Here is a 22,460-nt window from a genome sequence, read left to right as displayed (position 1 = left end):
CTTTGATAATACTAAGCAAAAAAGGGTATGCGCATCGCGTCATACCCTTTTCTTTGCTAGAATGGCAGCCCATTTACTCTGCCTCAGTTCATTGATAATGAAGAAAAAAAGGCCAGTGCTACAAGATGTTGCCAATATGGTTGGCGTCACTAAAATGACTATCAGCCGTTATTTGCGCAATCCAGAACAAGTTTCTGCGGTGTTGCAGGAAAAAATTGCATTGGCGCTAGATGAACTCGGCTATATCCCTAATCGCGCCCCCGATATCCTCTCCAATGCTACCAGCCATGCTATCGGTGTATTACTGCCGTCATTAACTAACCAAGTTTTTGCCGAGGTGCTGCGGGGGATTGAAAGTGTGACGGATGCCCACGGTTATCAAACCATGTTGGCACATTATGGCTATCAGAAAGAACGTGAAGAGCTGCGGCTGACCTCTTTGCTTTCCTACAATATTGATGGACTAATCCTCTCCGAGCGCCACCACACCGCGCGTACACTGAAAATGATTGAGGTCGCGGGCATTCCTGTTATTGAGCTAATGGATTGTTCCTCACCTTGCATTGATTTAGCGGTAGGTTTTAACAACTTTGAAGCTGCACGGCAGATGACGCAGCAGATTATCGCCAAAGGTCATCGCTACGTCGTGTATTTTGGCGCGCGGCAGGATGAGCGGACGGTAATTAAGCAGCAAGGTTATGAGCAGGCGATGCGGGAGTCAGGTCTAGAGCCGAGGAGTGTAATGACCAGCCGGTCTTCATCCTATTCTGCTGGGGCGGAGTTGTTGCGCGAAGCGCAGGCGAATTACCCGCAAGTCGACAGTATTTTCTGTACCAATGATGATTTGGCAATTGGGGCAGTATTTGAATGTCAGCGCCAGGGGCTTTCTATCCCACAGGATATGGCGATAGCCGGTTTTCATGGCCATGATATTGGCCAGTCGATGGTGCCGAAGCTGGCCAGTGTGTTGACCCCGCGCGAAAGAATGGGGCAAATCGGTGCTGAGCGCTTGCTGGCTCGGTTGCGCGGAGAGGCGGTGACACCCAAAATGGTTGATGTGGGTTTCACCATCCTCCCCGGTGGCAGTATTTAAATCACAGTGGCTAACAACAAACAGCCGACTAACCCACAGACTGAAATGATGGTTTCTAACACTGACCATGATTTGAACGTCTCGACGATAGTCAGGTTAAAGTATTCTTTAAATAGCCAGAAGCCAGGGTCATTGACGTGAGAGAAAATCACGCTGCCAGAGCCCACGGCAATCACCATCAATTCAGGGCTGGCACCGGTGGTGGCGATTAAGGGTGCCACAATCCCCCCGGCGGTAATGGCGGCTACAGTCGCTGAACCCAGTGCAATACGCAGGACGGCTGCAATTGACCATGCCATCAGAATTGGTGATAGCCCGCTACTGTTCATCATGCTGGCGATATAGTGATCAACCCCGCTGTCGACTAAAACTTGCTTGAAAGCCCCGCCGCCGCCAATAACCAACAGCATCATCGCGATAATTTTGATGGAGTCAGTCACGGTATCCATCACCGACTCCATTGAGCGGCCACGGTTTAAACCAAAAGTGAAAATCGCAATTAACACCGCAATCAGGGTCGCAATGACCGGATCACCGAGAAACTCGGCATAAGAGAGAATCGGGTGGCCTTTGGGCAAAATCATTTCTGCCACCGCGCGCAATGCCATCAAAATAACCGGCACCAGCGCAGTGCTGACACTGACCCCAAAACTGGGCATTTCTTCATCAGTAAATGTTTTCGGGTTATACAGCCCCTCAGGAACCGGCTTATCAATGCCTTTCAGGAAACGAGCAAATACCGGGCCGGCCAGAATCACCGTAGGGATGGCCAGCAGCGTCCCGTACAACAGGGTTTTGCCCATGTCGGCGTGGAAAATGGTGGCAATGGCGGTGGGGCCGGGGTGAGGGGGCAAGAAGCCGTGAGTCACAGACAGCGCGGCGGCCATCGGGACACCGACATACAGCAATGGAATGCGGGCTGAAGCGGCGATACTGAATACCAGCGGCAGCAACAATACAAAACCGACTTCATAAAACAGGGCAAAACCGACGGTGAAACCAGTTAGTACCACCGCCCACTGAATGTGCTTTTTGCCAAATTTATCAATTAAAGTGGTGGCAATTCGTTGAGCGCCACCGCAGTCAGCCAGTAATTTACCGAGCATGGCACCGAAGCCCATAATGAGCGCCAAGCTGCCCAGTGTGCCACCGACCCCTGCTTTGATTGAGCTGACGACTTTATCGACCGGCATCCCTTGCATGACACCGACCGCCAGCGCGACCAATATCAGCGAGATAAATCCGTTGAGTTTGAAACGTATCATCAGTAACAGCAGCATGGCAACGCCAACCGCAACAATGACTAATGGCATAGTATTTCTCCACTTACTTTGGGTATATATCGCTTTTTGTTATGGTTACAGTCAGCTGGGGCCAGCGTGATTGCGCGATTGAGTTCAATGACGGTGTTCTATCCTTTGTGATAAAAGTCACATCTCTATTTGTTACCGGTATCATGATACCGGTAACATGATAAAATACGGAACCATAGCGAACAGTAAAATTCCCATTCTGAGATAGAGATCAACATTATGGCAGGACGTAGCATTATCGTGATGGGTGTGTCGGGTAGCGGTAAAACCACGGTGGGAGAAGCCGTGGCGCGCCGCATTCATGCCAAATTTATTGACGGCGATGACCTGCATCCCCGAGCCAATATCCAAAAAATGGGCAGTGGGCATCCGCTCAATGATGAAGATCGTATGCCGTGGCTGGAGCGCCTGAGCGATGCAGCTTATAGCCTGAACCATAAGAATGAAACCGGCATTATTGTCTGTTCGGCACTGAAACGCCGCTATCGCGACCGCCTGCGGGAAGGCAATCCGGAAATGGTATTTTTATATCTGAAAGGCAGTTTCGATGTGATCATGGGGAGGCTAAAAGCGCGTTCCGGCCATTTTATGCCCACTGATTTATTAAAAAGTCAGTTTGAAGCATTAGAAGAGCCAGGGCCAGAAGAGCCGGATGTGATTTGTGTGGATATTGATGCGGACATTGATGAAGTTGTACAGCGGTGTGTGTTGGCGCTGGAAAAGCAAGCCCGATAGTTGCGTAATATACAAACTGCTGACCAACCCCGATAATTGTACCTCTGGAGGGCAGGATTGGCAGCAGAGTAACCTGTCCGCGCCGGCGATGGCGCGGCCCGAACTTACATGACGGTTTGTTTTCACAAAAGAAATTCGGCTCTTCACTCTCAGCCTGTTTTCACCGCTGCCGGCAATGGGTCATTCCTTTCATCCATTATTCACTTAGTCAGATATGCCCGCACGCCATCCAAAAACATCTGCGTTGATAACATCACCAAAATTAACCCCATCAGCCGCTCTAATGCACTGACGCCTTTATTGCCCAGCAAGCGCAGGAATAGATTCGACATCAATAAAATTGCCGCCGATAAACCCCAGGCAATCATCAATGCCAGCACTAAGTGACTCAGTTGATTAGGGTATTGATGCGACAGCAACATCAGGGTCGCCAGAATAGACGGGCCGGCCACTAATGGAATGGCCAGTGGCACCAGGAAAGGTTCTTCCCCCGCAGATAGCCCGGTCACATTGCTTTCGGGCGAGGGGAAAATCATCTTAATGGCGATTAAAAACAAAATGATACCGCCGGATATCGATACCGTTTCAGTGCGTAAATTCAAGAATGCCAAAATTTTCTCACCTGCAAACAGGAAAATCAGCATCAATATCAGGGCGATCAGCAATTCGCGAATCAAGACCACGCGCCGCCGCTTAGGCTCCAGATGCTTAAGCACCGACATAAAAATCGGTAAATTTCCCAGCGGGTCCATAATCAAAAACAGCAACACAGTTGCTGCAATCATCTCAGTCATTATTACCTCAAAATAATCAAAACGGCTGGCGTTTCTCGCCAGTCAAAGTCACATATTAGGAAGATTGCTTTGAATCATTCTGGTATCGAATAATTTAACTTGCCACTTTGTCCATATTTTGTAAGGTGGTATCAGGTCTGTGTTCGTCAGCTTGCCGTAGATAACGTGCAGCGATGCAAGATAGATATCCACTAATCGGTGTCACCTTCCAAGGCAGGACAGTAAACATGAAAAACGTTGGTTTTATCGGCTGGCGCGGTATGGTCGGCTCAGTTCTCATGCAGCGCATGATTGAAGAACGCGACTTTGACGGTATCCGCCCGGTCTTTTTCTCTACCTCTCAACACGGCCAAGCAGCACCGTCTTTCACGGGGCAGCAAGGTACGTTGCAAGACGCTTATGATATTGATGCGCTGAGTGCATTGGATATTATCATTACTTGCCAAGGTGGGGATTATACCAACGAAATCTATCCAAAGCTGCGGGAAACTGGCTGGCAAGGTTATTGGATTGACGCCGCTTCTTCTCTGCGTATGCGCGATGACGCGATTATTATTCTGGATCCGGTGAACCACGGGGTGATTCAGCAGGGGCTAGATAAGGGCATCAAGACCTTTGCGGGCGGTAACTGTACGGTCAGCCTGATGCTGATGTCATTGGGCGGCTTGTTTGCCAATGATTTGGTTGAATGGGCATCTGTCGCGACCTATCAGGCGGCATCTGGCGGCGGTGCGCGTCATATGCGCGAGTTATTAACACAAATGGGCATGTTGCACGCCGATGTGGCAAAAGAGTTGCAAGACCCCGCCTCGGCCATTTTGGATATCGAACGTAAAGTGACGGCGGCGACCCGCAGTGGCAAGCTGCCGACCGATAACTTTGGTGTGCCGCTGGCCGGTAGCTTGATTCCATGGATAGATAAAGCGCTGGATAACGGCCAGAGCCGTGAAGAATGGAAAGGCCAGGCCGAGACCAATAAAATCCTGAATACCAGCCATGTTATCCCGGTTGATGGCCTGTGTGTTCGTATCGGCGCACTGCGTTGTCATAGCCAGGCTTTCACGCTGAAGCTGAAAAAAGACGTGCCGCTACCCGAAATCGAGCAACTGCTGGCAACTCACAATGACTGGGTTCGTGTCATTCCGAATGACCGCGAACTGAGCATGCGCGAACTGACTCCAGCAGCGGTGACCGGCACATTGAACACCCCGGTGGGCCGCCTGCGTAAACTAAACATGGGGCCAGAATATCTCTCCGCCTTTACCGTCGGTGACCAGCTGCTATGGGGCGCGGCAGAGCCACTGCGCCGTATGCTGCGAATTCTGCTGTAACAATAATAAATAACGATTAGCCCTGATCTTATGGTCAGGGTTTATTTATTTAAATATGTTGCATCGTATGTGTAATCAACTCTCACTCGCGATAATAAATGGCAGCTTAATGATAATACGGGTGAATTTCTCCACCTCGCTTATTACTGTCACGCCATATTCATTGCCATAACGCACTTTAATCCGCCGATCGACAAGATTCATACCCAGCCCATCACCATTTGGTCGTGGTTGATATAATCCGGCGTTATCTTGCACTTCCAGCACCAGAACATGGTCCTCCAACTTACCGTGTAAAGTGATGCGCCCATTGCTGAACATCTGCGATATGCCGTGTTTGATGGCATTCTCAACCACCGGTTGCAGGGAGAATGCGGGTAACCGCGCCTCCATTAACTCATCCGGTAATGAAATTTCGACACTCAGACGATCAGCAAAACGCGCTTTTTCTATTTCGAGATAAGCATTCACATGCTCAATTTCATCACTCAGTGTGACCACATCGTGGCTGCGCTTTAGATTTTTACGGAAAAATGTCGACAGCGAAAGCACCAGTTTACGAGCATGGTCTGGATTGCGGCGAATCACCACCGACAGGGTATTGAGGGCATTAAACAGGAAATGGGGGTTCACTTGGGCATGCAGCAGCTTGATTTCCGATTGCGCCAGCATCTGTTTTTGCTGCTCAAATTCACCGGCCAGAATTTGTGCCGACAGCAAGTGGGCAATACCTTCACCTAAGGTGCGGTTAATACTGGAAAATAATTTACTTTTTGGCTCATACAGCTTGATGCTGCCAATCACCCGATGCTCTTCACCCCGTAATGGAATAACCAAGGTGGAGCCCAGTTTACATGTCGGTGAAATTGAGCAGGTATACGGCACGGCGTTGCCGTCGGCATAGACCACTTGGTTGAGCTCTATTGCCCGATGAGTATGGTCGGAGGTAATGACCCCGCCCACGCGGTGGTGGTCAGAACCGGTGCCAATAAATGCCAGCAGTTTCTCGCGATCAGTAATGGCCACTGCGCCAACGCCCAGTTCTTCATACAAAATACGCGCCACCCGCATACTGTTTTGCTGGTCAAAACCATGGCGTAGCAACCCATCAGCTCGTGCGGCAATTTGTAATGCTTTGGCCGAGAATGCAGTGGTGTATTTTTCGAAAATAGCTCGCCTGTCCAATAAGATGCGCATAAACATAGCGGCACCGATGGTGTTGGTTATCATCATTGGTAGGGCAATATTTTCAACTAATTCAACAGCTTCATGGAATGGCCGAGCAACAGCCAGAATAATCAGCATTTGCAGGATTTCAGCCACCAAGGTAATACCGGCGACCACCAATGGTTGGAATAATAGATCAAGGCGATTTTTGCGGATTAAATAGCTATGGAGCAGCCCGCCCAGTAACCCCTCTGTAATGGTGGATAACATGCAGGCGGTGGCGGTCATTCCTCCCATGGAATAGCGGTGTAAACCCCCAGTTAGCCCCACCAGAAAGCCGACAGATGGCCCGCCCAGCACGCCGCCTAATACAGCGCCGATTGCACGGGTATTGGCGATCGAGTCTTCAATATGTAAACCAAAATAGGTGCCCATAATGCAAAACATGGAAAACGTGAGGTAGCACACCAGCTTGTGGGGCAACCTAATGGTAACCTGCATTAAGGGGATGAAAAGTGGTGTTTTACTCAACAGATAGGCAATGACCAGATAGACACACATCTGTTGTAACAGAGAAAAAATCAGCTCGACTTGGCTCACGCCCATGTTGGATGACCACTGTAATGGCTAAGGCTATTTATTTTTGCTGCTATTGTATCCAGATTTCTGCACGAAGACGTTAACCAGCCCCTTTTTTTAAAAAAAAAGCCCGATGGGGCCAAATATCATGCCAGTTTGTTGTTTTATACCTTTTCTCTGGCGGGCATTACGTGATCTTTGTGTTACTCACAAATATATTCACATCATGTATGTGCTCCTTGCACAGCTGAATCTCCTTTTTTCTCACCTAATTGCGTAAGAAAAAATTTCATTAAGCATAAGCCTATTTTTTAGCACTCATTGACTATGCTTATAGTTTGGGTGAAAAAAAATGTAAAGATTGTTGGTTATTCATCAGAAAAGCAGGTTGAGGCATCAAATCAATTTATTGACCTTGATCATGCCCCGTAACTTAAATGGATTGCATGATAAAAATGCTACATTTGACACTTTTGTTCAAATTTCATAATGAAGTCATGTTATTAATCAAAGGAAGAAGATATGTCAGCACTTCCCGACTATCAGGTGATTAATCAGATTATTTCAGGCCACTATGCCGACCCTTTTTCCGTTTTGGGGATGCACCAAACAGCACAAGGGTTACGGGTATGTGCGCTACTGCCAGATGCTAAAGAAGTTTGGTTGGTGGATACCAAAAGTGGGCGAAATATCGCGCAATTTACCTGTGAAGACCCGCGGGGTTTTTTCATCGCTAAACTCCCCCATCGTAAAAACCCTTTTCGTTATCAGTTAGCCGTTACCTGGCAAGAAAGCACACAAATCATCGACGATCCCTACCGATTCGGCACATTATTGCAGGATATAGACACTTGGCTGTTGGCTGAAGGTACACATTTACGCCCTTATGAACGCTTAGGTGCACATTTGATGAGTTTGGATGGGGTGCCGGGTGTCAGTTTTGCGGTTTGGGCGCCCAATGCTCAACGTGTTTCTGTTGTAGGGGAATTTAATTTTTGGGATGGCCGCCGCCATCCTATGCGGTTACGGCGTGAAAATGGGATTTGGGAGCTATTTCTGCCCGGGGTGCAGGCCGGGCAATTGTATAAGTTTGAAATAATAGATTGTCATGGTCAGGTGCGGTTAAAAGCGGATCCCTATGCTTTCAAAGCCCAGATGCGCCCAGAAACGGCTTCACTGATCAGCCCGTTACCCGATGTGGTGGAAAACACCGCCGCCCGGCAAAAAGCCAATCACTTGCGCGCGCCGATTTCTATCTATGAAGTGCATCTGGGTTCGTGGCGACGCCACACTGAAAATAACTTTTGGCTCAGTTATGGCGAGTTAGCTGACCAACTGGTTGAATACGTCAAATATATGGGTTTTACCCATGTGGAATTATTGCCAATTAATGAGCACCCCTTTGATGGCAGCTGGGGTTATCAGCCGCTGGGTCTGTATGCTCCGACTCGCCGCTTTGGTACCCCGCAGGACTTCAAAGATTTCGTCGCCAAATTCCATGAAGCCGGGATTAACGTCATTCTTGATTGGGTTCCCGGCCATTTCCCCAGTGATGAGCACGGATTATCGACCTTTGACGGCACCGCCTTATATGAATATGCCGATCCGCGCGAAGGTTATCACCAGGATTGGAATACCCTAATTTATAACTATGGCCGCAATGAAGTTCGTAACTATTTGGCGGGGAATGCATTTTATTGGATGGAGCGCTTTGGTATCGATGCATTACGTATTGATGCTGTTGCCTCGATGATTTACCGCGATTATAGCCGGGCCGAAGGGCAATGGGTGCCTAACTACTATGGCGGGCGAGAAAATCTGGAAGCCATTGCCTTTCTGCGCTACACCAATCACACCATCGGGGTTGAGCGCCCCGGCGGTGTCACTATGGCCGAGGAGTCTACTGATTTCCCCGGCGTGACATTACCCCCGGATGCCGGCGGATTGGGCTTTAACTACAAGTGGAATATGGGCTGGATGCATGACACGCTCAATTACATGCAATGTGACCCTATTCACCGCAAATACCACCATAATCTCATGACTTTCGGTATGTTGTATGCCTATACCGAGAACTTTATTTTACCCATTTCCCATGATGAAGTTGTGCATGGCAAACGTTCAGTACTCGATCGGATGCCCGGAGATGCATGGCAGAAATTCGCTAATTTACGGGCCTATTATGGGTTTATGTGGGCGCACCCAGGCAAAAAATTGCTGTTTATGGGATGTGAATTCGCCCAGGGGCGCGAGTGGAATTTCGATACCAGCCTCGACTGGCATCTGCTAGACGATGAAAACGGCTGGCATAAGGGCGTGCAGCGGTGGGTTCGTGATCTTAACCATTGTTACCAACAATATGCGCCATTATATGAATTGGATTACCAGCCCGAGGGTTTTGAATGGCTGGTGGTCGATGACCATGAAAACTCGGTATTTGCTTTCCTGCGCCGAGATGCTGATGGTAACGAACTGATTGTTATCAGTAATTTCACCCCAGTCCCGCGTTATAACTACCGGGTGGGAGTCCCACACCGCGGCCATTATCGCGAAGTGCTGAATTCTGACTCAGAATTTTATTGTGGCAGTAATTTGGGGAATCAAGGAAGCATTTATAGCCATTATGTGAGTAGCCATAATCATAGTCATTCATTGCTGCTCACTCTGCCGCCGTTATCAACGCTCTATCTGGTGCGGGAGGGATAGTATGGCGAGGTTGACAAGCGGCTCCCCGACACCGGCAGGTGCTCATTTTGATGGTGCCGGGATAAATTTCAGCCTGTTTTCAGCAAATGCCGAGCAGGTCGAACTGTGCCTGTTTGATGATAACAATCAGGAATTGCGTATGCCGCTACCGGCCCGCAGTGGGGATATCTGGCATGGCTATCTTCCCGGCGGCAAACCGGGGCAGCGCTATGGCTATCGCGTCAGTGGGCTATTCTCCCCACAACAAGGCCACCGTTTTAATCCTCATAAGTTATTGATAGACCCCTGTGCTTGTGCCCTCGACCATAAGGTGGGCGATGACTCCAGTTTGCATGGTGGGGTTAATCAGCCCGATGAGCGGGACAGCGCTGCGGTGGCTCCTAAATGTATCGTGGTTCACGAAGCATATGATTGGCAGGGCGACCGTTCGCCCGCTATTCCTTGGGGCAATACCGTCATTTATGAAGCCCATGTGCGGGGTTTAACCCAATTGCACCCGGATATTCCCCCTGATTTGCGCGGGACTTATGCCGCACTGGCCCATCCGGCCATGATTCATTATTTGCAAAAGCTGGGTATTACGACGTTGGAGTTGCTGCCAGTGCAATTTCATGTTGATGAGCCGCGGTTGCAGAAGATGGGGTTGAGTAATTATTGGGGCTATAACGTGCTCGCGCCCTATGCGGTTGATCCGGATTATGCCTCGGGCCGTGAGGGGATATCTCCATTGCAAGAATTACGCGATGCGGTGAAAGCCCTGCATCGCGCCGGGATTGAAGTCATTCTGGACGTGGTGTTTAACCACAGTGCCGAGCTGGATGTGTTTGGCCCTACGCTGTGCCAGCGCGGGATTGATAATGCCAGTTACTACTGGCTCACTCCCGAGGGTGAATATGACAACATGACAGGCTGCGGCAATGCACTACGCCTTAGCCAACCTTATGTGGTGCAGTGGGTGATTGATTGCCTGCGCTACTGGGTTGATAGCTGCCATATTGATGGTTTTCGTTTTGACTTGGGCACAGTTCTGGGGCGGACACCGGCTTTTGATCAACATGCGCCCCTTTTTGCGGCACTGGCGGCGGATGAAAAACTCAGCGCCTGCAAGATGATTGCGGAACCTTGGGATATTGGTTGGGGGGGCTATCAACTCGGTAATTTCCCGGCTGGTTTCAGCGAGTGGAATGATCAATACCGTGATGCAATGCGCCGCTTTTGGTTACGCGGTGATTTAGCGCTGGGTCAGTTCGCCCAGCATTTTGCGGCCTCAAGTCATTGGTTCAAACAGCGGGAGCGCTTACCTTCTGCCAGCATCAATCAAATTACCGCCCATGATGGTTTTACTTTACAGGATTTAGTGTGTTTTAACCGAAAACACAATGAAATCAATGGAGAAGAAAATCGTGATGGCAGTGATAACAACCTGAGTAATAATTTTGGTAGTGAAGGTTTGGTGGCGGATGATGCTACCTGGCAGCGGCGTAAAGCTTGCCAGCGGGCATTGCTCGCCACTTTGTTACTCTCGCAAGGAACGCCAATGTTGCTGGCTGGGGATGAACATGGCCATAGCCAGCAAGGCAACAACAATGCGTATTGTCAAAACAACATTCTCACTTGGCTCGATTGGGGCAGTAGTGATAGTGAGTTAACGGCGTTTACTGCCGAGCTGATTCGGCTACGCCAGCAGATCCCGGCGCTGATTAGAGACTCATGGTGGGAAGCGGGGGATGACAATGTGCAATGGCTGGATAGCCAGGGGCAAGCGCTGAGTGATTCAGCTTGGGAGCAGGGCTGCCAAAAGCAACTACAAATTCAATTATCTCAACACTGGTTGGTGGTGATAAATGCCACGGAGCAAGAGTGTGAAATGCATTTACCTGTGGGGGAATGGGTGGTGGTTCCTCCTTTTGAGTCGCCGGAGCATACGGAACCGTTAACCGTATGGAACGGATCCGCATATGCCGTTTGCGTGCTCGTACAGAAATTTTAAGGAGTCCCCATGGTTAAGTTTGAGAACAAAGACCCGATGATGTTAGCGAGATTATTACCCAATCAATCTGTGGCACTTATCTTGGCGGGCGGCCGTGGTTCACGGCTGAAAGATTTAACGGCTACCCGAGCTAAACCCGCAGTTCATTTTGGCGGCAAATTCCGCATTATTGATTTCGCCCTCTCCAATTGCCTGAACTCCGGTATCCGGCGCATTGGCGTCATCACACAATACCAGTCCCATAGTCTGGTTCAGCATATTCAACGGGGTTGGTCATTTCTTAATGAGGAAATGAACGAGTTTGTGGACTTACTGCCAGCCCAGCAGCGCTTGAGCACGGAGCAGTGGTACAAAGGTACTGCGGATGCGGTTTATCAGAATTCGGATATTATCCGCCGCTACAACGCGGAATATATTGTCATTCTGGCGGGTGACCATATCTACAAGATGGATTACTCGCGTATGTTACTCGACCACGTGGAGAAAGGGGCTGAATGCACGGTCGCCTGTATTCCTGTGCCGATTAAAGAAGCCACTGAATTTGGTGTCATGGAAGTGGCAGATGATTACCAAATAACAGCGTTCTTTGAAAAACCGGCCAATCCTCCTCCGATGCCGGGCCGTCCGGACATGGCGCTCGCCAGCATGGGAATTTACATTTTCAATGCTGAATATCTGTTTAAGTTATTGGAAGAAGACAGAAATACTCCCGGCTCTAGCCATGATTTTGGTAAAGACCTCATTCCGAAATTAACAGAACGAAAAGTCGCTTGGGCACACCCGTTTGACCTGTCCTGTGTGACATCTAATGCCGAGCTACCCCCTTACTGGCGTGATGTTGGGACACTGGATGCATACTGGCGAGCCAATCTTGATTTGGCATCGGTGACCCCAGAGCTGGATATGTATGACCGAGATTGGCCAATTCGCACTCATATGGAACCGCTGCCGCCGGCCAAGTTTGTGCAAGACCGCTCTGGCAGCCATGGTATGACCATGAATTCACTGGTTTCTGGTGGTTGCATTGTTTCTGGCTCGGTGGTGGTGCATTCGGTGTTATTCCCACGGGTGCGGGTGAATTCGTTCTGTACCATTGATTCCTCCTTATTATTACCTGATGTCAATGTCGGGCGTTCGTGCCGCCTGCGCCGTTGCATTATTGACCGCGCCTGCCAAATCCCCGAGGGCATGGTTATTGGGGAAAACGCCGAAGAAGACAGCGCCCGGTTTTATCGTTCCGAGGGTGGGGTAGTGTTGGTCACGCGTGCGATGCTCGCCAAGCTGAAGAGTGAATAGGAGTTATGATGCGGGTTCTACACGTATGTTCCGAGCTATTTCCTTTGTTGAAAACCGGCGGACTGGCTGACGTTGTGGGTGCTCTACCTGCCGCCCAAATTGCTGAGGGAGCCGATGTTAGGGTCATGCTACCTGGCTTCCCTGATTTGTTCCGGGGTATTCCAGATACCGTATTGGTCAGGGAGATAGACACTTTTGCTGGGCGAGTTTCATTGCGCTATGGGCATTATCAGGGCGTTGGTATTTATCTAATTGATGCTCCAGGCCTCTATGACCGAGCCGGCAGCCCCTACCACGACCAATCTTTGCATGCATACTCTGATAACTATCGTCGTTTTGCATTGCTGGGGTGGATGGCGTGTGAACTGGCGACGGGACTCGATGGTTACTGGCGTCCGGAGGTGGTGCATGCTCATGATTGGCACGCGGGGCTGGCCTGCGCTTATCTGGCAGCACGTGGCCGACCAGCGCGATCGGTATTTACCGTCCATAATTTGGCTTATCAAGGATTGTTCTCGGCCAAACATTTAGCTGAGCTACAACTGCCCGCGGCATTCTTCCAAATGTACGGGTTGGAGTTTTATGGCCAAATTTCCTATCTGAAAGCCGGGTTGTTCTTTGCTGACCATGTCACCACCGTCAGCCCGACCTACGCCAAGGAGATTACCCAGCCTGCCTTTGGCTACGGCATGGAGGGCTTGCTGCAAGAGCGCGCCAGTCAGGGGCGGTTAACCGGGATCCTCAACGGCGTGGACAGTGAGATTTGGGATCCACAAACAGATGCTTTACTCCATGCTCGCTATGATGCAGAAAATCTGCAAAAGAAAGCGGTCAATAAAGTACATCTGCAAACCACAATGGGATTGGAGGTAACTGAAAAGAAACCTATTTTTGCGGTTGTCAGCCGATTAACGGAACAAAAAGGGTTAGATTTAGTGTTGGAGGCACTGCCCGATTTACTAAAATTAGGCGGTCAACTGGCAGTATTGGGGGCCGGAGATGCCATTCTACAAGAGGCATTTTTAGCGGCTGCGGCAGACTATTCCGGTCAGGTTGGGGTACAAATTGGCTATCACGAGGCATTTTCGCACCGAATTATTGCTGGTGCGGATGTGATTTTAGTGCCCAGCCGGTTTGAACCTTGTGGGTTAACACAGTTGTATGGTTTGAAATACGGCACACTGCCACTGGTCCGACATACGGGCGGTTTGGCAGATACCGTGGTGGATTGCGCCCTGGAAAATCTGGCGGATGGCAGCGCCTCGGGGTTTGTGTTTGATGAATGCGATGCACAGGCATTGGTACGCGCTATTCGCCGTACTTTTGTGCTGTGGAGCCGGCCAAAACATTGGCGTCATGTCCAGCACCACGCGATGGGGTTGGATTTTGGTTGGCAAGTAGCAGCGGCAGATTATCTGTCACTTTATCGGCGTCTTTAGTTGTCGATTTGTTGTTACCACGAATTGGGAAAAACGCTATGACATCACCGTTCAGTTATACCTCACCTGTTGTCAGTGTGGATGCGCTGAAACATTCCATTGCCTATAAACTGATGTTTATTGTGGGCAAAGATCCTTCGATTGCCACTCAGCACGATTGGCTGAATGCAACCTTATTTGCTGTGCGTGACCGTATGGTCGAGCGCTGGCTGCGTTCTAACCGCGCACAATTATCACAAGATGTCCGGCAAGTTTATTATTTGTCGATGGAATTTCTGTTGGGGCGAACACTCTCTAATGCACTGTTATCGATGGGTATTTATGAAGATATCGAGCAGGCTTTAGATGAAATGGGCCTTAACCTGTCTGAGCTGCTGCAAGAGGAAAACGACCCCGGCTTAGGTAATGGCGGGTTAGGGCGCTTGGCGGCGTGTTTTCTGGACTCACTGGCAACCTTGGCGCTTCCCGGCCGTGGTTACGGCATTCGCTATGAATATGGCATGTTCAGCCAGAAAATAGTAAATGGTCAACAGATGGAGTCGCCAGATAACTGGCTGGAATACGGCAACGCTTGGGAATTTCCACGGCACAATACCCGCTATAAAGTGCGCTTTGGCGGGCGGATTCAGCAGGAAGGCAGTAAAATTCGTTGGCTGGAAACCGAAGAAATTCTTGCCTGTGCTTATGACCAAATCATCCCCGGTTTTGATACCGATGCGACTAATACACTGCGTTTATGGTCAGCCCAGGCCAGTAATGAAATCAATCTGGGTAAGTTCAATCAGGGTGATTACTTTGCCGCAGTTGAGGATAAAAACCACTCAGAAAACGTCTCGCGGGTACTGTATCCCGATGATTCGACATACTCCGGGCGCGAATTGCGTTTACGCCAAGAGTACTTTTTAGTCTCCGCGACGGTGCAAGATATTCTGAGCCGTCATTGGACTATGCACCAAACGTTCGATAATTTGGCCGATAAGATAGCTATTCACCTGAATGATACCCACCCTGTGCTCTCTATCCCTGAGATGATGCGACTGCTGATTGATGAGCATAAATTTAGCTGGATGGACGCCTGGGATGTGGTGCAGCAAGTCTTCTCTTACACCAACCATACTTTGATGAGTGAAGCGCTGGAAACCTGGCCCATCGACATGATTGGCAAGATTTTGCCGCGCCATTTGCAAATCATCTTTGATATCAATGACCATTTCCTCAAACTGGTACAGGAGCAATATCCGGACGAACCGGAATTGTTGTCGCGCGTATCGATTATTGATGAGAATGATGGCCGACGTGTACGTATGGCTTGGCTTGCAGTGATCGCCAGCCATAAAGTCAACGGCGTGTCTGCCCTGCATTCAGAATTAATGGTGAAATCGCTGTTTGCTGATTTTGCCCGCATCTTCCCAAATCGCTTTTGCAATAAAACTAATGGCGTCACTCCTCGGCGCTGGCTGGGGCTGGCTAATCGACCACTGGCGGCGGTCTTGGATGACAGCATTGGTCATAATTGGCGCACTAACTTGAGCCAACTCAGTGAGTTGGAAAAGAATCTCGACTATCCGAGCTTCTTGCGGGCATTACAAAAAGCCAAGTTGGAGAACAAAAAGCGGCTTGCGATTTATATTGCTGAGAAGCTGAATATCGTGGTCAATCCAGCGGCGCTGTTTGATGTGCAAATCAAACGCATTCATGAGTATAAACGGCAACTGCTGAATATTTTGCATGTGATTACTCATTATAACCGCATTCTCGAAGCCCCTGATGAGAAGTGGGTACCTCGAGTGGTGATTTTTGCCGGTAAAGCGGCATCGGCTTATTACAATGCCAAACAGATTATTCGGCTGATCAATGATGTCGCCAAGGTTATCAACAATGATCCACGCATTAATAATCTGCTAAAAGTCGTATTTATTCCCAACTACAGTGTCAGTCTGGCGCAATTGATCATTCCAGCGGCGGATCTTTCTGAGCAGATCTCACTGGCGGGAACCGAGGCTTCAGGCACCAGCAATATGAAGTTTGCACTCAATGGGGCGCTGACGATTGGCACTTTGGATGGGGCCAATGTTGAGATCCGCGAGCATGTGGGCGAGGATAATATCTTTATCTTTGGTAATACCACTGAGCAGGTTGAGGCGTTGCGTAAGAATGGTTATAACCCACGGAAATATTACGACGAAGATCCTGAGCTGCATTTGGTGTTGACACAGATTGCGACCGGGACTTTCAGCCCGGAAGAGCCTAATCGGTACACTAGCCTGTTTGATTCACTGGTCAATCTGGGCGATCACTATCAGTTACTGGCGGATTATCGCAGTTATGTGGATACCCAAGAGCAAGTTGATACGTTATATCGTCATCCAGATGAATGGACACGTAAAACTTTACTCAATATCGCCAATATGGGCTATTTCTCCTCCGACAGAACCATTGAAGAATATGCCGATGAAATTTGGCACATTAAACCAATCAGGTTGTAGTGCGTTGGATATATTCGCAGAACCAATAGCAAAATCCCCCATCATGGGGGATTTTTAATTCAGGGTAAAATATGTGGCTATCAAGAAACCAGAGAGAGTGTCTGTTGTTTCCCGGCCTGTACTTCTGCCAGCCATTCGGCAACACGCTGTTTCTGCGCATCATCCAGAATCATACCTAACTTGGTGCGACGCCAAATGGCGTCATCAAGTTCAACGACCCACTCTTTGTCAACCAGATAGCGTAATTCTGCTTCATACAAGCCATGGCCGAAGTGTTCGCCCAGGCTTTCGATGTTGGTGGCATCCGCCAGAATCAGTTCACTGTGGCTGCCATAAGTTCGGGTATAGCGGCGTGCCAACCCTTCTGGTAGCCAGTTATAGCGATGGCGCAGCTGCACAGTATAGTTGTCACGGTTGCCGCCAATATCTCCGCCCGGTAAAGCGCCGTTTTTTGTCCATGCCGGGCCGACATTCGGATAGTAGCCGGACAGTTTTTCCAGCGCGTGCTCTGCCAGTTTACGGTAAGTGGTTAGTTTGCCACCAAACACCGACAGCAACGGCGCTTTGCCACCCTCATCAGCCACATCCAGCGTGTAATCGCGAGTCACCGCTTGTGGTGAGTCTGATTCATCATCGCATAATGGACGGACACCAGAGTATGTCCAGACGATATCATCACGGCCCAATTGCTTGTTAAAGTGGTCGTTATACACCTTCAGCAAGTAATCAATTTCTTGGTCGTCAATTTTCACATCTTGCGGCGAGCCGTGGTATTCCACGTCAGTGGTGCCGATGATGGAATAATCATCCAACCATGGAATGACAAAGACAATGCGGTGGTCTTCGTTTTGCAGAATATAGGCCTGCGGTTGGTTATGAACCCGTGGCACAACAATATGGCTGCCTTTGATCAAGCGGATACCATAAGGTGATTTCAGATTCAGCCCATCATCGAAGAACTGTTTAACCCATGGGCCGGTGGCATTTACCAACCCTTTAGCGCGCCAAGTCAAGGTCTTACCGGTGTTTACATCAATGGCTTCCACTACCCACAGGCCTTGTTCACGCCAGGCTCGGGTCACTTTGGTTCGGGTACGAACTTCGCCACCGCGCTCGACCACTTCTTGCGCGTTCAACACCACCAAGCGGGCATCATCGACCCAGCAGTCAGAATATTCGAAACCGCGCACCAGCTCCGGTTTCAATACGGATTCTGGCCCAAAACGCAGCCCTTTACTGGCAGGTAAACTGGTGCGTTTGCCCAAATGGTCGTACAAGAATAAACCGGTACGAATCATCCAAGCCGGGCGTAGATGGGGTTGATGGGGCAGGCGAAAGCGCATCGGGAAAGCAATGTGCGGGGCCAACTTTAGCAACACTTCACGCTCGGCCAGTGCTTCACTGACTAGCCGGAACTCGTAGTGTTCCAGATAGCGAAGGCCACCGTGGATCAGTTTGGAGCTGGCCGAAGACGTAGCACAGGCCAAATCTTGTGCTTCCAGCAGCAGAACGGACAGGCCACGCCCTGCAGCGTCCGCAGCGATACCGGCACCATTAATGCCGCCACCGATCACGATCAAGTCTTTGGTTTCCATGCTCACTTCCTCCGGATGTTCGAAACAGCGCTTTAATGTTCGTTTTCGCTCATGATTGTAATCAAAAACCAACAAACAAGCCAAGACTTAACCAAAAAAAAACATTTATGCGTGATGGAAGTAACAGTTTTGTTATCAGGATGTGGGGAGACTTAAATTGGAGTTGGAGTTGGAGTTGGAATCAGTGAATGGTGTGGTTGTTAACATGCCAAACTGACGTAATTGCTGAGGCAAAGAGTGCGCGCTTACACACTCTTGACCGCTTGAGACTCGGGAGCCAGCAAAGAGAACAGATCGATTAGCAACCTAAGCCAGACCCAAATGTCACTTAAAGCCTCAACAAAGCTCTAATTGAACTTCATGCTGCTCAATTATCTTCATGACGCTGGCTGGGGGCATCTGGTCTGTGAACAGATAATCAATCAAATTCATATTCCCCAAATTCACCATCGCGTTACGACCAAACTTGGAATGGTCAGTTACCAGCATCACACAACGGGAATTTTCAATAATCGCCCGTTTGGTGCGCACTTCATGGTAATCAAACTCCAGTAGGGAGCCGTCCATATCAATGCCGCTGATACCAAGAATGCCGTAATCAAGGCGGAACTGAGAAATGAAATCCAGCGTAGCCTCACCAATAATTCCGCCATCGCGGGTGCGTACTTCACCACCCGCCAGAATCAACCGGAAATCCTCTTTGGCCGTCAGCAATGTCGCGACGTTTAAATTATTGGTGACCACGCGCAGCCCTTTATGATTCATCAGGGCGTGGGCAACCGCTTCGGGAGTGGTGCCGATATCAATAAATAATGTCGCGCCATCGGGGATCTGGCTGGCAACACGTTGTGCAATGCGCGCCTTTTCTTCTGACCACATCACTTTGCGGTCATTATAAGCCGCATTGACTGAGCTGGAGGGTAAAGCAGCGCCACCATGGTGGCGATGAATCTTGTTTTTATCCGCTAAATCATTCAAATCGCGTCGGATGGTTTGCGGGCTAACGGCAAAATGTTCTACTAGCTCTTCAGTACTGACGTAGCCTTGTTGGCGTACCAATTCAATAATCGCATCATGCCGCTGCGTTTGCTTCACGATAATCCCCTAATGCGCCTGGTTGCTCCAGGCAGTTATTGTGTGGTTCTCGCGCTGTTGCGCGTATCCCAAAATGCCATCAACAGCCCAATGATCAGGCCTGAAACATGCGCTGCATTGGCAATCGATAAACCTAAAATATCGAAATACCCCGCCACCAACCAGAGCACAGAAAAAGCCATTAAGCCACGCGGCAATGAAATACCGCGCTCGGGCGCGCGCTCGCCAGTGAGCCAGACATAGCCCATTAAGGCATAAACCACACCAGAAAGGCCGCCAAAATTTACCCCGCTAAACAGGGATTGCCCCCAGCCACTAAATAAAGCCGACACAACAGTTAATACCAGCAATTTGCCGCTGCCAAGGCGTTTTTCCATCTGCCCGGCCAAATACCACCACCACATTAGATTAAACAGAATGTGCAGCAGTGAAAAGTGCAATAAAGCATGGCTGCCCCACCGCCAAATTTGCAGATACTGGCTGCTATCTCGGGGCCAGGCCAGCCAAGACATCACGGCGGCATCCCCGACGATTTGCATCAGAATATAGGTGGCGATACACAGAATCATGACACTCAGAGTCAGTGGCCCGGCTTGTCGCAGCGTCTGAAGGTAAGAAAAACGCTGGTAGGTCAAATGAGAATGCAGATTACCCGACTGCCAACTGGCCGCCTGATAACGCGAATTGAGAGGATCCAGTAAAAACTGCTCCAGCTCATGCTGCACCAGAGGCAATTGCGCATCATCGGCGAGCCAAATTTCAGCACCTTGATCATCAGGCCGAACTTCCAGTGCCACATTGCGGGTGGCCATATAATCAACAAAGGCTTGCGCCAGACGTCGATTAGATATTGCGATTACACGAACCATATTGCCTACCACCGCATCACGAGATTTTAATCAATGTCCTTAAAAATATCACAATCTGTCTGCTTGTTGCGAATAACGCACCACAAACGAACAATAAAGATCAGGCATTTTCACGAATGATTTCTTGTGGATAGCTTTTGGCCCAAGCTTCAAAACCGCCATCAATGCTGTAAACCGCCTCGAAACCTTGTTGCAGCAAATATTGCGCCGCGCCTTTGCTGCTATTGCCGTGATAACACATGACCATCACCGGTTGCTCAAAATCAGTTTGTTGCATAAAAGTATGCAAGCTACTGTTGGTCAGATGGAATGCCTCGGGGGCGTGGCCGGCTTCATAACTTTGTGGATCGCGGATATCAACTAAAACCGCCTTGTTTTCTTTCAAACGGCTATGCGCTTGCTCAACACTCATTGTTTCAAACTGTTCCATAACGCCTTTAAATCCTGAAGCAGATAAATGATTTTAATGCTCTATTGTAAGCGATTTTTGACGGACAAAAACAAATAACTTATGTAAGGATATTGAGGTCCTTTTCAAGGACATAATTCATAAAATAAGGTGGTATTTAAAAGAAAAATTTAGGGAAAGGGATAGACTTGTCCAAAAAGAGAGAGGGGTACTTCTAATGGGTGATATCACGGCAGGGTATTTTTCCAGCCATAAATTAAGCTGTCATGATTTAGATTCTCTTCAAAGCAAACCTGAACAATTCAATGCTAATCTTTCCATTAAGGATAAGATCTTTGATTTTTTAAGAATGGTACTTTGCTATGAAACAAAAGGCCAAGGATTGGCTAAGTTAAACCAATTTATGCATGAGAATCACCTGGCACATAGCCCAGTTGAATTATTAGATATTTTTAAAAAATTCCTACCTGACAATATAAAAGAAAATACTATTTTTTATTTTCGTTATGAAGGCAGTGATCGAAAATTCAAAAGTATAGAAATATGTTGCAATGATAAACGCCTAGAAATCACACTTGACTCTTGCTGGTTAACGTCTTGGGACGAAGAGAAAATCAACAATTCAAAAATAAATGTTATTGAAGTGATAGAAAAGAAAGATACTGGTACATGCAGCGATGAAATCAATTTTAGTAAAAAAGATGTTATACATCATAGTGATGAAGAAAGTGTATTTGGAAGTGCAATCAGTCGCGAGCTCAATACCATAATAGACACATGTTCAAAAGAACCTGAGTATAGCAAAGAGAAATATAATGCAAAAATCATGGTTGATATTAAAAATGAAGAGACTAAATTAGAAAGATTCATTTTGTCTTATGATGGCGATACGCGATTAGAAATTCCCATTAGAGATAATACTCATGAGTTAATTTTATTAGCATTTGAAAAAATAAATAGTAATGATGATAATAAAATTAAGGTTTATAATCATTATACTAGTTGCCCGTATCATGAGATGACGACTTTATTTGAACAAATTGACTCTAATCTAAACTCAATATTAGTTAAAGATAAGTATGATAATAGGGTTGAAAGGTATAAATTTATTGGTGGGGTCTATGATGATATTAAAAAAATAAATGGATTAATTGATGTAAATGAAATATTTAGAGTGATGAATATTAATGCGAAAACCGAAGAGAGAAGTCGTCAATATATTAATAATTGTGTGATTAATGCTTTGAAGGAGGCTAAGCAATTGCAAGTTGATGACGATTTTGAAAGTCAGCAAGTTGCATTGATCAAAAAAAACTTAAACTCAATAAAACAGAGTATGGTCAATCAGATGTTCCAACCCCAAAATGACTCCGAAGAAGAAATTAATTTTGTTGACCATATTATTAATAAATTAAGAGTTAGCTCTCAAAAATTCGAAGGAAAAGAGGCGGAAATAGAGTCAGAGCGAGTTAATAAAATTATATCTAATATCAATAAGCTACGCGAACATTGTCAGCGTAGCCTTAACGTGGAAAGTTAAGATAGGGCGATTTCACCCTGCGG

The 22,460-nt window shown here is 48.2% G+C and carries 16 protein-coding genes; 9 read left to right on the top strand and 7 right to left on the bottom strand.

Going from position 1 to position 22,460, the window contains the following annotated elements; all coding sequences use genetic code 11:
• The first annotated feature begins 97 nt into the window (after nucleotides 1–97).
• Nucleotides 98–1,093, top strand: a complete 996-nt coding sequence (gene gntR / locus D5F51_RS21100) for a gluconate operon transcriptional repressor GntR (protein ID WP_129198886.1) — start codon at nucleotides 98–100, stop codon at nucleotides 1,091–1,093.
• On the opposite strand, the gene gntT is transcribed toward gntR, so the two are convergent.
• Entirely contained in the window at nucleotides 1,090–2,406 is a 1,317-nt protein-coding gene (gene gntT / locus D5F51_RS21095; protein WP_025376575.1) for a gluconate transporter, read from the bottom strand. The genes gntR and gntT overlap by 4 nt on opposite strands.
• A gap of 219 nt (nucleotides 2,407–2,625) precedes the next feature.
• Between gntT and D5F51_RS21090 the strand changes: the two genes are divergently transcribed.
• Nucleotides 2,626–3,141 carry a gluconokinase gene (locus D5F51_RS21090; protein WP_025376576.1) on the top strand — a complete coding sequence of 172 codons (516 nt, stop codon included), beginning with the start codon at nucleotides 2,626–2,628 and terminating at the stop codon, nucleotides 3,139–3,141.
• A gap of 200 nt (nucleotides 3,142–3,341) precedes the next feature.
• On the opposite strand, the gene D5F51_RS21085 is transcribed toward D5F51_RS21090, so the two are convergent.
• A complete protein-coding gene (locus D5F51_RS21085; RefSeq protein WP_025376577.1) occupies nucleotides 3,342–3,935 on the bottom strand; it encodes a YhgN family NAAT transporter in 594 nt (197 codons plus the stop codon).
• Between the two features lie 227 nt (nucleotides 3,936–4,162).
• On the opposite strand from D5F51_RS21085, the gene asd reads away from it, so the two are divergent.
• Nucleotides 4,163–5,266 (top strand): aspartate-semialdehyde dehydrogenase, encoded by a 1,104-nt coding sequence (gene asd, locus D5F51_RS21080; RefSeq protein ID WP_025376578.1) that lies wholly within the window; start codon nucleotides 4,163–4,165, stop codon nucleotides 5,264–5,266.
• A gap of 75 nt (nucleotides 5,267–5,341) precedes the next feature.
• On the opposite strand, the gene D5F51_RS21075 is transcribed toward asd, so the two are convergent.
• A complete protein-coding gene (locus tag D5F51_RS21075) occupies nucleotides 5,342–7,039 on the bottom strand; it encodes a sensor histidine kinase (RefSeq protein ID WP_129198883.1) in 1,698 nt (565 codons plus the stop codon).
• Between the two features lie 495 nt (nucleotides 7,040–7,534).
• Between D5F51_RS21075 and glgB the strand changes: the two genes are divergently transcribed.
• Genes glgB through glgP form a run of 5 tightly spaced genes read left to right on the top strand, consistent with a single transcriptional unit; the run spans nucleotide 7,535 to nucleotide 16,929 of the window.
• Nucleotides 7,535–9,718, top strand: a complete 2,184-nt coding sequence (glgB, locus tag D5F51_RS21070) for a 1,4-alpha-glucan branching protein GlgB (RefSeq protein ID WP_129198881.1) — start codon at nucleotides 7,535–7,537, stop codon at nucleotides 9,716–9,718.
• Between the two features lies 1 nt (nucleotide 9,719).
• A complete protein-coding gene (gene glgX, locus D5F51_RS21065; RefSeq protein ID WP_129198879.1) occupies nucleotides 9,720–11,708 on the top strand; it encodes a glycogen debranching protein GlgX in 1,989 nt (662 codons plus the stop codon).
• 9 nt (nucleotides 11,709–11,717) lie between these two features.
• Nucleotides 11,718–13,004: a glucose-1-phosphate adenylyltransferase gene (glgC, locus tag D5F51_RS21060; RefSeq protein WP_129198877.1), complete on the top strand. Its 1,287-nt coding sequence runs from the start codon at nucleotides 11,718–11,720 to the stop codon at nucleotides 13,002–13,004.
• A gap of 8 nt (nucleotides 13,005–13,012) precedes the next feature.
• Nucleotides 13,013–14,443, top strand: coding sequence for a glycogen synthase GlgA (glgA, locus tag D5F51_RS21055; protein ID WP_025376584.1), 1,431 nt, complete (start codon nucleotides 13,013–13,015; stop codon nucleotides 14,441–14,443).
• A gap of 38 nt (nucleotides 14,444–14,481) precedes the next feature.
• Nucleotides 14,482–16,929: a glycogen phosphorylase gene (glgP, locus tag D5F51_RS21050; protein ID WP_025376585.1), complete on the top strand. Its 2,448-nt coding sequence runs from the start codon at nucleotides 14,482–14,484 to the stop codon at nucleotides 16,927–16,929.
• Between the two features lie 80 nt (nucleotides 16,930–17,009).
• Here the strand turns inward: glgP and glpD are convergent, their stop codons facing one another.
• The 4 genes from glpD to glpE form a co-directional block, all read right to left on the bottom strand.
• The gene (glpD, locus tag D5F51_RS21045) at nucleotides 17,010–18,524 is read right to left on the bottom strand and encodes a glycerol-3-phosphate dehydrogenase (RefSeq protein ID WP_025376586.1); all 1,515 of its coding nucleotides are present in this window, start codon (nucleotides 18,522–18,524) and stop codon (nucleotides 17,010–17,012) included.
• Nucleotides 18,525–18,860: 336 nt separating this feature from the next.
• Nucleotides 18,861–19,619 (bottom strand): DeoR/GlpR family transcriptional regulator, encoded by a 759-nt coding sequence (locus D5F51_RS21040; RefSeq protein WP_129198875.1) that lies wholly within the window; start codon nucleotides 19,617–19,619, stop codon nucleotides 18,861–18,863.
• A 35-nt stretch (nucleotides 19,620–19,654) separates the two neighbouring features.
• On the bottom strand, nucleotides 19,655–20,488 hold the full coding sequence (glpG, locus tag D5F51_RS21035) for a rhomboid family intramembrane serine protease GlpG (protein ID WP_025376587.1): 834 nt from the start codon (nucleotides 20,486–20,488) through the stop codon (nucleotides 19,655–19,657).
• Between the two features lie 100 nt (nucleotides 20,489–20,588).
• Nucleotides 20,589–20,918 carry a thiosulfate sulfurtransferase GlpE gene (glpE, locus tag D5F51_RS21030; RefSeq protein ID WP_129198872.1) on the bottom strand — a complete coding sequence of 110 codons (330 nt, stop codon included), beginning with the start codon at nucleotides 20,916–20,918 and terminating at the stop codon, nucleotides 20,589–20,591.
• 196 nt (nucleotides 20,919–21,114) lie between these two features.
• Here glpE and D5F51_RS21025 point away from each other — a divergent pair, with 196 nt between their 5' ends.
• Entirely contained in the window at nucleotides 21,115–22,437 is a 1,323-nt protein-coding gene (locus D5F51_RS21025; protein WP_129198870.1) for a hypothetical protein, read from the top strand.
• The last annotated feature ends 23 nt before the right edge of the window (nucleotides 22,438–22,460 follow it).

It is taken from the genome of Yersinia hibernica (genome assembly GCF_004124235.1).
In the GTDB taxonomy this organism is placed as follows: Bacteria; Pseudomonadota; Gammaproteobacteria; order Enterobacterales; family Enterobacteriaceae; genus Yersinia; species Yersinia hibernica.
The sequence above is the reverse complement of the archived record's forward strand: the minus strand, read 5'-3'. Positions and strand labels throughout refer to the sequence as shown.